At 48.2% G+C, this 14,579-nt stretch carries 11 protein-coding genes; all 11 read left to right on the plus strand.

The annotated features are described in order from the left end of the window. Nucleotides 1-183: 183 nt before the first annotated feature. Entirely contained in the window at nucleotides 184-1,557 is a 1,374-nt protein-coding gene (locus H511_RS23985; protein ID WP_051287725.1) for a PA3715 family protein, read from the plus strand. Between the two features lie 92 nt (nucleotides 1,558-1,649). After that, nucleotides 1,650-1,841, plus strand: a complete 192-nt coding sequence (locus H511_RS0102355; RefSeq protein ID WP_027250866.1) for a hypothetical protein — start codon at nucleotides 1,650-1,652, stop codon at nucleotides 1,839-1,841. After that, complete coding sequence (locus H511_RS23990; RefSeq protein ID WP_027250867.1) at nucleotides 1,834-2,439, plus strand: lysozyme inhibitor LprI family protein; 606 nt, start codon at nucleotides 1,834-1,836, stop codon at nucleotides 2,437-2,439. Before H511_RS0102355 ends, H511_RS23990 begins: the two co-directional genes overlap by 8 nt. 67 nt (nucleotides 2,440-2,506) lie before the next feature. After that, nucleotides 2,507-3,604 (plus strand): PA3715 family protein, encoded by a 1,098-nt coding sequence (locus tag H511_RS24965; RefSeq protein WP_051287727.1) that lies wholly within the window; start codon nucleotides 2,507-2,509, stop codon nucleotides 3,602-3,604. Nucleotides 3,605-3,633: 29 nt separating this feature from the next. After that, entirely contained in the window at nucleotides 3,634-4,128 is a 495-nt protein-coding gene (locus H511_RS0102370) for a hypothetical protein (RefSeq protein WP_027250868.1), read from the plus strand. Then, on the plus strand, nucleotides 4,125-4,910 hold the full coding sequence (locus tag H511_RS0102375) for a PA3715 family protein (RefSeq protein ID WP_027250869.1): 786 nt from the start codon (nucleotides 4,125-4,127) through the stop codon (nucleotides 4,908-4,910). The genes H511_RS0102370 and H511_RS0102375 overlap by 4 nt, the downstream gene beginning before the upstream one ends. 73 nt (nucleotides 4,911-4,983) lie before the next feature. Then, a complete protein-coding gene (locus tag H511_RS0102380) occupies nucleotides 4,984-5,778 on the plus strand; it encodes a hypothetical protein (protein WP_155804780.1) in 795 nt (264 codons plus the stop codon). A gap of 6 nt (nucleotides 5,779-5,784) precedes the next feature. Beyond that, nucleotides 5,785-6,324 (plus strand): XAC2610-related protein, encoded by a 540-nt coding sequence (locus H511_RS0102385; RefSeq protein WP_027250871.1) that lies wholly within the window; start codon nucleotides 5,785-5,787, stop codon nucleotides 6,322-6,324. Between the two features lie 173 nt (nucleotides 6,325-6,497). Next, nucleotides 6,498-7,556, plus strand: coding sequence for a polysaccharide deacetylase family protein (locus H511_RS0102390; protein ID WP_027250872.1), 1,059 nt, complete (start codon nucleotides 6,498-6,500; stop codon nucleotides 7,554-7,556). A 204-nt stretch (nucleotides 7,557-7,760) separates the two neighbouring features. After that, a complete protein-coding gene (locus tag H511_RS0102395) occupies nucleotides 7,761-12,311 on the plus strand; it encodes an alpha-2-macroglobulin family protein (protein WP_051287729.1) in 4,551 nt (1,516 codons plus the stop codon). Between the two features lie 28 nt (nucleotides 12,312-12,339). After that, nucleotides 12,340-14,547, plus strand: a complete 2,208-nt coding sequence (gene pbpC, locus H511_RS22295; RefSeq protein WP_081669154.1) for a penicillin-binding protein 1C — start codon at nucleotides 12,340-12,342, stop codon at nucleotides 14,545-14,547. Nucleotides 14,548-14,579 lie beyond the last annotated feature (32 nt).

Genomic DNA, 14,579 nt, shown 5'->3' on the forward strand with positions numbered 1-14,579 from the left:
CACGCCGACGATTGGAAATACAGAAAAATTATTTGAACATATACATAATGTTAAGCTTAATCAATTACCATGATAATGCTTAAAGAGAATTGTGCTAACAGGAGAGTATATTTCTAATTTTCCCTATTCAACAGTGAATTGACCAAAGAATAGATATTATATCGCTTTGAATCGATAGTTTAGATGAGTACAGATAAAATGCAGAAAAATGATATCAAATTGTGTGTAAGAACTATCGTGACATCCTCCTTGCTTATCCTCAGCATGAACGTCTATGCTGCGTCAGGTTCTGGGTGTCAGGAAAGCGATCTGAGTCTGATTCATGAATATCAGGATGACAACGATGCTGAATTCCGAGGCAATATAGAATCAATCCAGTGTAAAACACATCCGCAGCATGAAGATATCGTGTTTGCTTCTTATATCAGAAGTCAGCATAAAACTGAGCGACATCAGAATTATTTGTGGCGTGTGTTACAGCTTGACCGGAGGACCAAGCAAGCAATCGCGAGCTACAAAAATGTCATCGTGGAAGGAGGCGATACACGCATCGATGAGAATAATATTGAGCTGGATACAGCAAGATATTATTTGAACGATGAAGTCCGTGCATTAGGAGTGCGTTTACATACAGGAGATAAACCGCGATGCGCAGGTTTTCTGGAGAATGATTTCTTAACTTTGTTTGTCAAGAATGGAGAGAAACTCGTTCCTGTACTGAATAACATGCCAACCTATTCTTGGAGATTAGTCGAAGGCGATCATTGCAATGGCTATGAAGGTGTCATTCAAGAGAAAACCGTTCACACCATTTTGCATTTACTGAATACGGAAACGAATGGGTACAGAGACATTCGACTCTCAGATAAAGTAGAGGATTATATGTTTGATCCTAAAAGAGGGTCAGAAGAAAAAACAAAACGTGTCAATCAGGTGATTAAGTACAACGGTGAAGCATATGAAACGCCATCAGGCCTATTCTTATTGAACGATGTTTCAGAGAGCCAATCTGGTTCAACCCTTTTGGCTGAATCGACAGACAAATCTACCGATGCATATCAACCGCGTGTTAGCATTGATGCCTATGGTCTCTATCTTGATCAGACCATGATGAATGAAAATATCATCAAAGCCAGTACATATGCATATCGTGTTGTAAAAGAGAAAGAAGATGGACATCTGAAAGTTGTAAGATTTACTTTTCTTTCCAGTACCAATCAGGAATGTCTCTTCAATATGAAGATCGTGAATAACAGTATTCTGTTAAATGATGTCATTTGTTTGAATTCATTGTACGACAGAGAAAAAGAACAATTGAATCACTATCTGTATCAGTACGTATACAATGGACTCAATCTGAAATCATTCGATGAACTGCCGCCAAAAGAAATGTTTTCTTCAATGTTTAACCGTCTGGATCAGTCATTTTCGAATGTGCCTATCATGGACCAATACGGGAGATATAAAAACATGACTAAAAAATGCAAGATAAAAACTGAAGTCAGGGAAAGTGGTTTTTATTCTTTTGATATCAGCAGTGCTTACTGTGATATTTAATCAGAGTTTTGGTTTTAGTCTTCATTGAATGTTCTGTGTGTCATACGGCAAATGGGAAGGTGATCTCAATTTGTGGTCTTGGCCAAGAGCTCATGTATCAATATGGTCGCCCTGGTCATGTTAAGCTGGCATTTACACCCATGATTCATTGTACTCAGAGTTCAATCGGCATGGTGACGGACGATCGTGAAATCGAAACATTACTGTCGCAGTATCGAAACCTTGTATCGACTCAATTCGATTTTGATGCCTGGGTAAATAAAGGCCATGAGGTCGATGAGTAAAGAGAGTAATGAGATGAGTCGAAAGGGTTATCAATGTCGCTGGGTTCTTGCTGGGATTTTGGCTGTTTTTGGCGGTTTTTCTTCTGCTCATGCGGATGATCTTGTCAATCCCGATGACTTGAATGAACTGTATCGTCATTACTTCAAAAAATATGAAACCAAAGATGCGGCATTGAACGAAAAATATCGGGCACTTCAAACGATATTGTCTGCAGATGAGTTCTCGCAACTGAAAACCGTTCAGCGTGACTGGGTTAAATTCAAAGAAGATTTGTGTGATCATCATCCTTATTTTGGTGATAACTTTGCTGTGTCCGAGCTGGATCCATCTGCAAAATCAATCATCTACCTTTGCCGGGCGGAAGTCACTGAAGCACGATTATTAGAGCTGGCATATATCACCTCTCAGGAGACGGAACTGGCTTACACCCTTTATTCATACAAAAAGAAGGCACCACAGGCATCACTGGCGGACCAGAATGTATTGTGGCAAGCCTATGCAGACAAAAACTGTCAATTCTTGAGCACCTATCTGAAAGAAAACCGAATCGATTGCATGGAAAGACAGCGATTTTATTATTCAGCTTTGCAGCTTTAATTATGGGTCTGAAACCGTGACGATCATGATGTTGAAGAATGCAATGGCTTGAAATGGAAACTGACTGATGAAAAGTACCACCCATATTATTTTTATGTTGTGCGCATTATTGTTCGTCAACCACCTCTATGCTTCCGACAGTCAGCCTTGTTCAGAGGCATCGAAATCAATTCTATTACTTGACTTGTCTCATCAAGGCTTCGCCGATAAAAAGTTTGATGCAATTGCTTGCAAAATATTGCCCCACAATCAAGATAAAATGCTCGCGTCGTATCTGAAGAATATGACGCAAGACGGTCACAGTGATCGATATTTATGGCGTGTATTGGTGATTGATCAATCATCCGGAAAAGTCTTATCCAGCTATCGTGATGAAGTTCAGGAAGATGGTGGTATTCGAGTTAGTCCATATAGCATCAAGTTGGATACTGCCAGATATCACTTAAATGAGACAACACGAGCATTGGGAGTCCGGTTAATGATCGGCACTGCTCCTCGGTGTGCTGATTCTCTCATAACTGATTTTCTTACATTGTTTGTAGAAAAAGATTCAGAGCTGACGCCTGTCCTTTTGAATTTTCCTACGAATCTTTGGCAACGACTTGAAGGGGATCACTGTAGTACGAACGATGATCTTTTGATTACGACACAGAGCCATGTCTTCCTTTCTTTTCTAAAGGATCAAAGACTTGGTTATCGGGACATTCGAATCACAACCAAGGTCGAAAAGTCGACTGATTATCCATTAAAGAACATTCATGAATCGGACGTAACGAAAACAGAGCAAACGCTTCGTTTTGATGGACAATCTTATCAAGCGACAGAAGTACGGCCAAATCATCCGCAATTACTGAAAGATGTCTATGAGAATCTGGATATTACCACATTCAGAAGTTCTTTGATGCCTAAACGCATAGCGAAAGAAAATCGTTTTCCAGAGTTTAAAACCATTCCCAGGCCTGTCTATTCAGAAAAGATGATCGTTTTGGACAGTGAATACTGGTATTACGCTTTAACCCTCACCAAAGAAGACCATTTAGGCTATCACTTTTGTTTTTTGGATAAGTCGAAACTGGGTACTTATTTTTCGAAGAGTTCTTTATTGCTGAGAAAGTACGGGAATCGCTATGTCGCATTGAATTTTGAGATAGAAGCGTGTGAGTAATGAGTCAGCCAACCAAAAGGAAAATTTTGATGAAATTAGGCAGTAGAAGCGGCTTGATCTTTTCAGCAATGCTGCTGTTTTCTCACGTTGCTCAAGCCAGCAGTAGTGACAGTCTGTTTGAGTTTGAATTGAGTTGTGATGATTTGCACAGAGGCGAATATATTACCGACAAGTACGGAACCTATCCTGTCTATGAGATGGAAGATGGTTATAGCGGGAAAGTGGAATTAATTGTCTCCGGTGGGGATGTCTCGATTTACAGAAATGATGCATTGGCCGTCGAAAAGAAGGTGACTTCCGAATCAGTCACCATGGATCCCTTAGGTTTTCTGAAAATAGCAACTGCAGAATATAACTATTATACCTTCAGCTTTATCAGTGATGAGGCTCTTTTGGTGAATCACGTGTTTACAGAAGGTGATACCGTGAAGGATGCATTTCTGGAGTGCGAGTATGTGCCGGATATCAAGCGGGTGACTGCGCTCTACCAGCATATTCAATCTTTGAAGGTAAATGAATCATGAAACGATTGAAATTGATGGTGTCTGCCCCCCTCTTTCTTTCGGTGTGGGCGGGTTCGGCACAGGCCGCGCAAACCCAGTTATGCAGTAATGCCATGATGTCGGTATTAAAGTCTGATGCCCGCAATCAGAATGATTCTGAATGGAATGAGGATAATTTCAGCTCGGTTGCGTGTAAGCGCTTACCGGGAGAGCCAGACATCATGTTGGGGTCATATTTTCAGCGCAATTTTATGCTTCCGCTTGATGACTCATCTCAGTATCTCTGGCGCGTTGTCTTGGTTGATACAACAACGCATCAGGTGGTTTCTGCTTATAGCGGATCAGTTGGCGATGAAGGGGGAATTCGGATTGATAATGATCAGATCTGGCTGGATACCGCGCGTTATTATCTGAACGATGACACCAGAGCCTTCGGGGTTCGGTTAGATATTGGTTACGCTTCCCGGTATGCAGAGGGTGGGGCGTCTGGCTATATGACGCTCTTTGTGCGCGAGCAGGAAAAGTTACAGCCTGTGCTGAAAAGTTTACCGATGAATTACTGGACGAATCAGGAAGGCCATTTTTCGGTGACTGATGCGGCTGTCCCGATTCATCAGGCCAAAGTCTATATCAATCTCGGAAATGCTATCTCCCATGGATATCGTGATTTAAAACTGACGACCAAAGTCAAAGATAAAACGAGTCAGCAAATGGGTTCTGATGCTTATGAAAAAGCCTGGCACTTTGACCAGACCCTGAAATTTGACGGACAGGCCTATCAGGGATTTAAAGCATGGCCGTGATTTGCGGGACAGAAGGCACACAGGGTTGTCTGTTGCCAGTCTTGTTTGATGCTTGTGAATTCGGGGACGAGGGATGATGTTACGTATCTCCTGGCTGGGCATTGTGTTGTTATCAGGACCGGCGGCAGCCCTTGACGTACACACAGAGAACCGCCGCGACAATGGCGAACCCTATTGTGCGATACAGCTCAGTTCACAGGGACAAGTGCTTGAAACGCAATTATGGGGAGCCTGGTGTGGAAGCGTTCAATCTGAAGCGGTGTATCGTGACAGTGATCAACTGCAAAAACTGACTGTGGTGCATAACCGGGGCAAGCATTCAACCGGCTATTACATCAATACGGCAGGTCCGCTTGTCATTGCTGCACAAGTGTCTTTAACCCGGCAGCAATTCCTGCCAGATATCCAAATTCTTGAGCAGCAGGTTTTGGAGCCTCTGGCTGTGGATTTGGATCGAATACGTTCCACAGTGGATGTGAATCTTTTATCCACGCTGTACAACTTGCCTCTGGATGTCAGTCGATTTTCTCCGGCCCAACTCTTCGACGAGCAAAATTTTTCTTTATTGAATCGTATCGGACATGCCACCAACGCAGGTTGTCTGGATGGGGAAGGATATGTCTATTTGTGTGAGATCGGATGTGAGCGTGTGGCCAGTGTTTGTTTCCGCGAGCACGATCAGGCGTTGATTTACAGGTTTTTTAAAGCGGGCACGCAGGAACTCACGATGGCAAAAACGTTGACCAGTCCCGGTGCTATCGACTTATCGTTCCAGCGCGGACATTACAAGTACCAGATTGATTCGCAGGCGCACCAGCTTCGGGTCAGTCTGCAATCACAATTGCTTTTCGAAGCGATATGCAGGTAGTTCACCATGAAGCATTTATTCACGACGCTGAGTTTGATGCTCAGTGCTGTTGTCTGGTCCGAAACCACAGCCGGGGAAAATCCGGTGGCTTTGGTGAGGTCGGTCGAGATTGGTGAGCATGCGGTCAGCGTTCAGTTTGCTGATGGGCGGATGCAATCCATCCCGGTGCCCCACGAAATTGAGTATCTGGATTACAGTGCCCGCTTTTTGGATATCAACTTTGACGGGCATCCTGATTTGGCGATTGACGATAATCTGGGAGCCAATCAGTTATCTGAAGTGTTTTTATATCATCCGAAAGCGCGGTTGTTTTCTCAGGAAGCGGACTGGAAAATGAATGGATTACACTTGAACCCGCGGCGAAAACTGGTGTGCGGTCTGCACAGTATCAGCAATACTCAGTATGAAATTCAGATTCTGACGAAAAATGGCAGGATCGAACACGTGATTTTTGATTACGAGCGAAATGCAGGCACTTCCGAAATGACCCGGCAAAGCTTAAACCGGGATGTTTTTGAAGCGCTTGAACAGCGTTGCCTGAACTGAGCTGTGAACAATTTATTGTATTGCTTGAGGGATCCCTTAAGTGTCTTCATGCTTATGCCGCTTATACCAGTATACCCAACGATCTGAAGTCGCTTGGGATTTGCTTTCTGGCCAACGTGTCCAGATCTGCTTTTCGGCGCAAGTCGTCATGGTGTAATTAGGTCGGATATCTCATGAAAATTATTCGCTTGGTGTTGCTGGTCTGTTTATGGCCGGGTTTGCTTTATGCTGCGGGGCTAGAGAAAGTTGCCTCAATTGATAGAGCGCTGTGGCCAGAAGCCATTGATTCCCAGCTGGCTTTTGATCGAGCTTCTGCCGCAGAAATACTGCAGTTTGCCCATGTGATGGCGAAAGTACCGCTGGCAAGCGCAGAGGACATCTCTCGTTTTACCGGTGTGAAGCAGGTGAGTGTTGACTCTGTTGTGACATGGCGTAGCAAAACGCAGCAGCGAATGCTGGAAGGGTATCGCTTTGCTTCTCGCAATCAGTCTGTGAAGCATTGGGACGATCTGGTCAGGATCGCGCGTGAACGCCTGCCTGATTTTGACAGTAAATGGCGTGAATCCAGTGAGCAGTTTTACCACTATTATTTGTTTGAGCAGGTACGTTTAGCGGCGCTGTTTCCCCGGATCAGCAGTGAGATTCTGACTTTTAACGACACTGAGGTAACAGGTGAACGTTTTGAAGACGGCGAGTTTCTGCTGACCTACGATGACGGCCCGCATCCCACTCGCACCCAGACACTGATTAATCAGCTGAATGACAGAGGCATCCAGGCGTACTTTTTTGTGCTGGGTAGTAAGCTGGTTCCGGCTGAACATAAGAACTGGTATCAGTCTCAGTGCCTTGGCTCCCACGGATGGCGACACCATGCGCATAAGGTGCTGGATAAATCGAAAGACTCCATTACCAGCACGGAGCAGGCAATGGCGCAATTTTCTTCCCTGCCTTCAGACACCGCTTTCCGCCCGCCTTATGGTATGCGAAGCCTGGCGCTGTCACAGTGGTTACAACGTCAGGGCACACCTGTTTATCTGTGGACGATTGACAGCCAGGACTGGAATGCCCGTCTGTCATCCCGGCAGGTTGCGGATCGTGTCATGACATTGATGTTGTTATGGCGCAAGGGGATCGTGCTTTTCCATGACATTCACCCTCACGCGACGGTTGTTTTGAATGATCTTGATGACATGGTGCATCAGGCCGGGCTGAAATGGCGGTCATGTTCATAAACGGCGAAAGACGTTGGTCTCAGTGCCAGCGTTTTTTCGATCTTGATGGGTGATTTTTAATGGCCGGCTTTGTATTTGCGGGCCAGTGGTCGTTTTTATTCTTAATCGCAGCATTTTATATTCAGGTCGGGATAGAATAATGCGCATAGTGAACATAAAAGCAATATTTTACGACTCCAGTTGGTAAGGGCAGAATAATAATTTATGGTTATATCAATTAATTTGGCGCAATGGCGGCAATGTTTGCTGCTGTTGTGTCTGTCGCTGTTTTCGTTATTCAGTTATGCGCAAACGGGTCAAGAAAAATCACAGCAAACACCGGAAGTTTTATTTGTCGGCAGCGGACCGCTGGTTCCGCAGTCTAACCAGCAATCGATCCCTGTTAACTTTATCAATCTTGATCATGTGGATATCGAAATATTACAGGTGACAGAGCCGGGACAGTTGCTGAACAGGCATTATCTTCAGGACCAATTATCCAGCTATGATCTGGACAATATCAAGCATGCTTATAACAGCGTGTTTTCAGATCGCTATACACTGCCGCCCAGCGAGAAAGACGTTCAGACCTCAGCCCGACTGCCGATTCCGCATTCCCTGGATGCGGGTTGGTACATAGTGGTGATTAAAGCACCTGGTACGTTTTACCGCGTGAAAGCCAAGCATATGCTGCTTACCGATGTTGGTATTCAGGCCAGAATCAATACCCGTCAGGCTGTATTCAGTCTGGCGAGGCTCTCGACGGGCGACGCGCTGACACAAGGTGTGGTAGAGATTTACCGCAACAACGCCTTACTCGACAGTCAGCCTGTTGACCTGCACGGGGTTGCCCGTTTTGATATCCAGACTCAGCGCAAAGATATTGTTATCGCCCGGGTGACAAGCCGCAATGATAGCGGTGTCGCTAAAGAAGAAATGGCGATTCTGCCATTGCGTGAAGCGCCGCTGGATTTGTCGGACAGTGCCGTTGGCGGTCGAAAATATCAGGCGACAGAAGCCTATATCTACAGTAACCGTGATTTGGTGAAACCCGGAGAGTCATTACCGGTAAACATTCTTCTGCGCGATAAAGACGGCAGGGCCTTATCTCAGCGGCCTGTCTCCTTGTCTGTGGTGAATCCATGGAATGAGGAAATCTTGAAGGAGCAGTTACAGCCGCAGGCCGAGGGATATTATTTTCGTCAGCTTGAGACCGAGGCGAATTGGAAAACCGGGCGATACCGTATCGAAGTCCGTTTAGATCCGACCGCGCCAGAGCCGATAAGCGAATTGTCATTTCAGCTCGAAGAATTTGTACCTGAGCGTATGGATCTGACATTTCAAAACGCCGCGCCATTTGTGTTCGCGGGCCAGACGAATAAGGTCGAACTGCATGGCCGCTATCTTTTTGGCAGCCCGGCGGCTGGCAATAAAGTGAAATCAGCGGTGACTTATGCTCCCGTCACTCATATTCCGGGCAAGTTCGACGATTATGCTGTCGGCGTGCCTTTTACGCTCGATTCCAATTATCAGGAGCTGAAAGAAGTCGCCCTGTCGGAAGAAGGGCGGTTAACCGTCAATCTCCCTACACCTGATCCGGAACAGATAAAAAGTCCGGTAAAAACCGTGGCAAATTTCAGTTTGCTGGAGTCGGGCGGCGCAGCGGTACAGCGTAAGCTCAGTTATGTGACATGGAAAAATCAGCCGGTTCCCGGCATTAAACCTGAATTTGTCTCTGTGCCATACAATACCGATGCCTTGTTCAAGCTTGCACTGCTCAGTGCTGATGGACAGTCTCTCACCAGCGGTGAACTGCAAGTCACCATGGATTATGATCAGGGGCCCTATTACTGGGTTTACGAAGAAGGCATTGGCTGGAAACGTAAAAAACAGGAACGCTGGAAGCGTGTATCGAGTCAGACAATCAAAGTCGGCCAGCAGCCGGAAAGCTTGGCGTTTTCCACCAAGTGGGGCGACTATCTGCTGACGGTGACTGATGTGTCGACCGGTGTGTCGTCCAGCTACAGCTTTTATGCCGGTTGGTATCAGGGTAATGAACAACTGAAAGCCAAACCGGATCATTTGGTGATTCAAACGGATAAACCGGCGTATGTTGCCGGTGAGCAAGCCACAGTCACAGTGACTGCGCCTCTGACCGGAAGCCTGCTGGTGACACTGGAAGCGGATCAGCTTGTCTGGTCGGAAAGCTACCCTGTACAGGCAGGTAAGATTGATGTGACTGTACCGGTTCCGGCATCACTGGCCCGCCACGATGTGTTCCTGACCACCACACTGACTGGAATAGACGGACAGACACCCAAGCGCTACTTTGGTATCAAACCGCTTAAATTGGATCGCAGTAGCAGAAAACTGAATGTTGCGCTGGATCTGCCGGATTTGATTAAACCCTCAGAAACGCTTTCTGTCCCGGTCACTGTTGATAACATTGACGCCCAGCAGGGCGGTGATACCTGGATCACCCTGTCTATGGTTGATAAGGGGATCATCAATCTGAGTCGGTTCAAGCCGGTTAATCCGCATGATTATTTCTTTGGTCAGCGCCGGTACAGTGCGGATGTCATCGATATGTATTCGCGCCTGTACGATCTGCGGCCCGATCCGTTTGCGCAGTCGCGTTTCGGCAGTGATGCCAACGAAGACACAGACAACAAAAATGACGGCCTGGTTGAAAGCAAGTCCATCATTCTGATGACCAGACCGATAAAACTGGTGGACGGCAAAGCTGTGGTTGACATGGCAATCCCGGACTACAACGGCGAAGCTCAGATTGTGGCGACCGTCTTTAACGGTTCGCAAGTCGGGCAAGCGGTACTGGATAAACCCATCAGTGCCCCTGTGGTGGCTGAACTGAGTGTGCCGCGCTTTCTGGTGCCTGGCGACCAATCAAGTGTCACTGTCGATCTTCACAATGTGAGTGGTCACACTCAGACTCTGGCGGTGGCGATTGCCGGCTCAGAAACACTGGACTTCAACCAGCAGCCGGCGACTGAACTGGTGCTGAAAGATGGTGAACACTGGAGCCAGAGTTATCGTTTTGGTGTGTCAGATACCACTATCACCGACCGCGCTTCGCTGACGCTGAGTGTGAACAACCAGGAGATATCCATTGAGCGCGACTGGGGGATCCCGGTTCGCCCGGTCATGCCCTGGGTGACGCAGGCGCAGTCGGTGCTGCTGGATTCGAAAGAGACCTACAATGTCAGCGAACAGCTCTGGTCTGGTCTGGATGTGGTGCGTGGCAGCATGGGGCACGCTTACTTCAGCCGGACACCTGTGCTCAATACCGAGGAATATGCGCGCGGACTGTTTAGGTATCCGTACGGTTGTGCCGAACAGACGACCAGTAAAGCCTGGTCATTTCTGCTGGATGAGCCAGAACTGCAGCGTTTCAAAGTTCAGGCCCATCAGTCTCGTCATTACAGTGATGATGACGGAGACGATACGCCATCGACAGACAAGCGGCTGATCGAAAAAGCCGTGCTGCGGCTGAAAACCATGCAGAAAAATAGTGGCGGTTTCTCATTGTGGGAGAGCAGTGGGCGGGAAAATCCCTGGCTCAGCGGTTATGTGACCGATTTTCTGCTCGCGGCTGACAAACGTTTCCCTGGGGTTGTTCCGGCTTCGATGCTGACTAAAGCCATCAATCGCTTGATGGCGTATGTGCGTAATGAATCACTGACCAGCAATCTGGCCTATGACACGGAATCAGCCAAAGTGGCGCGTGCCTACGCAGCCTACCTGATGAGCAAGCAGGGCAAGCTGAAGTGGAGTGATCTCGACAGCATGAAACTGAGGAGCCTGCCAACCCAGCTCAGTTATCTGCATATGGCGGCCAGCTATGCCAACGTAGGTGCCAGTGATGATGCGGAAGACATGCTTGATGACATCAGAGATTACAACCGCAGGCACAGGTACTTCGGCGATTACGGCTCGAACCTGCGCGATGTCGCAAAATCGGTGACTGTGTTGCAGGAGATGGCGGGTGATAATTCACTCAAAGAAATGGTACAGGAGCTGCAAACAAAGTATCTGGAGCAGCTGATCGGTCTGGCAAACACATCTTGGATGAGCACCCAGGAACGCGCTGCACTGGTGCAGGCATCTGCCCTGACCAATGCGGCAAACCGCGATCAGATTTTCAATCTGTCCTTCAGCGGTAATCCGGTGAGTCAGACAGGGATGTTCAGTCAGCCACTCGCAAGTGAGATGACAATCCAGAATCTGGATGACCAGCCTGTGTATGTCAAAGTGCTGGCGCAAGGCTATCAGATGCTAAATCGCGGGATTGCCAATGAGGCTAACCGCTTTAATACCCTGGATGCCGAACAGGTAGAGCGCAAACTCTATACCATGAAGGGCGAACCTCTGGCGTCTAACCGTGTGAAAGTGGGAGACCGGGTTGTTGTGGTGCTCACTGTCGCATTAAACGAGCGCGTGAATGACGCTTTGCTGGTTGATAAGATCCCGGCCGGTTTTGTGCTGGAAAACCCGGCCCTGAATCAAGGTTTGCCGATTGAACGGGTACTGCCGGCAGGGATTGAGCTCAAGGCTGCCGATCATCAGGAATACCGCAATGATCGTTTTGTGCTGTCCGATGAAATGCGCAAAGGCCGGCAATCCCGTTATGGTTACATTCTTCGCGCCGAAGTACCGGGCACGTTCGCGGTACCGCCTGTCTTTATTGAGTCGATGTATCGTCCGGAAAAACATCTGGCGTACTGGCAGACGCCGCAAACCATCACGGTGGAAAAGTAACCGTGAAGACTCAGGATAATCATTTCGGATGAAACGATTATTGCCCAATCTGCGAGCCACTCTGCCCGTGAAAATGGCAGGGTGGTTTGTTTTCTTTTGGCTGACAGTCTGTGTACTGAACAAAGTGTGGCCTTTGCCTCCCCTGTACCCGGACGGTCCGGCGACAGTCGTCGTTAGCAGGGATGGCGAGATACTGCACTCATTTGGAGATCGACAGGGCGTTCATCGTTACAACGTCACACTGGCTGATGTTGAGCCTTTCTATATTCAGGCACTGCTCAATTATGAAGATCGCTGGTTTTACTGGCATCCGGGTTTTAACCCTGTGTCTGTTGTCCGGGCCGCCTGGCAGTGGGCCAGCAATGGTTATGTTGTGTCTGGTGGCTCTACGCTGACCATGCAAGTGGCCAGACTGATTGATCCCCATGCGCGATCGATTACCGGCAAGCTGAAACAGCTCTGGCGGGCTTTACAGCTTGAGTGGTATTACAGTAAAGACGAGATACTCACTTTTTATCTGAATTTGGCGCCTTTTGGCGGCAATATCGCCGGTGTTGAAGCCGCCTCCCGGCGGTATTTCAATACCACGGCCGGGCACCTGACGAAGAACGAAGCCGCTTTACTGGTGGTCTTGCCGCAAAAGCCGTCGCTGTACCGCCCTGACCGATACCCGGACACAGCGCAATCCATGCGAAATAAAGTGTTGGATCGTCTGCACGGCAGCGGTTTGCTAAGTGATAAAGCCACACGGCATTTAAAACAGGAAGCGGTTGCACTGAGGCGTTCGGACAACACGACGCTGGCCCCGTTGCTCAGTCGTATGCTCAGAGAGCAGTATCCGGACCGGCATGTTATTGAGACGACACTGGACGCTGTTATTCAGCAGCGGGCCGCCCGCTTACTGATCAAAGTGAAGCGCCAGTTGCCTGCGCATTCCTCCGCGGCGGTATTGGTGGTGGATAACCAAACAGCCAATGTGCTCGCGTATCAGGGCTCGGTGGATTTTCAGGATAATAGCCGCTTTGCCCATGTCGACATGACTCAGGCAGTCCGGTCTCCAGGCTCCACACTCAAGCCCTTTATCTACGGTATGGCGATCGATCGCGGCATCATTCATACCGAAAGTCTGCTGAGTGATATCCCAACCCACTTTTCTGATTACAAGCCGCAGAATTTGAATGAGCGGTTTCAGGGCGCCATCAGTGTGAGTGATGCGCTGAAGCAATCACTGAATGTACCTTTGATTCAGGTATTTAATGCGCTGACGCCAGCTGTCTTTGAGCAGGGTTTACATCAGGCAGGGGTACAGTTGCATCACCAGCAGGCCAATCTGACGGTAGGATTAGGCGGGACAGGAACCAACCTGCAGACACTGGCTGAAATGTATCGTTCTCTGGCCATAGAGGGAAAATTCAGAGCGCTGAATATGGTGAGAGATCAGCAGAGAGCGCCAGAGCCCGATAAAACGCTCCTCAGTGCTGAAAGCAGCTGGATGGTATTTAACACCCTGAGTGCGATCAGCGCGTCGGACAGGGTAGTACCGCGGGTGCGCCGTGAAATCGCCTGGAAGACAGGCACCAGTTATGGATACCGCGATTTCTGGTCAGTCGGTGTCAGCGCCGATTACACAGTGGCGGTGTGGGTCGGCCGCCCGGATTCATCACCTGTTGTCGGTTATCTCGGCGCAACTCAGGCAGCGCCGATTATGTTTGATGTGTTTGATCAGTTACCCGAGGACGCTAGTCGGGTACACCAGCCGGCGACGGTGAAGCGCCAGTTGATCTGCTGGCCCGGCGGCCGGGCCAAATCAGTATCAGCGGACGCCAGCTGCGCGTACCAGAAATATGCCTATACCCGTAATGGCCTGACGCCGCCGACCCTGGAAAGTGATGGTGATTTTGTCGTCACGGATAGCTGGCCCGAGGCGCTGAGTGTATGGCTGCAACACAAGGGCAGGATGACCCAGGAACTTTCTGAGCCGTCGTTATCTGATCAGAAGCAGCCAGAGGCGGGGATCAGGATTTTGTCTGTCAACAATGGCCAGCATTATTACCTGTCCCAAATAGACTCTATTGCACTGAAAAGTAACAAAAAACCGTCTGAGGTGTTCTGGTATGTCAATCATCAGCCGTTTCATGGCCGCCAGCTCAATCTGACGCATTATCAGGGAGAGCTGACTCTGACCGCATGTCAGGGGCTGCAATGCGACAAGAGGGTGGTAGTGGTTCATCGCTGAGAGGCGTAGATATGGAATATGAACTGTGACCG

Source organism: Photobacterium halotolerans DSM 18316, from assembly GCF_000425165.1.
GTDB classification, from domain to species: domain Bacteria; phylum Pseudomonadota; class Gammaproteobacteria; order Enterobacterales; family Vibrionaceae; genus Photobacterium; species Photobacterium halotolerans.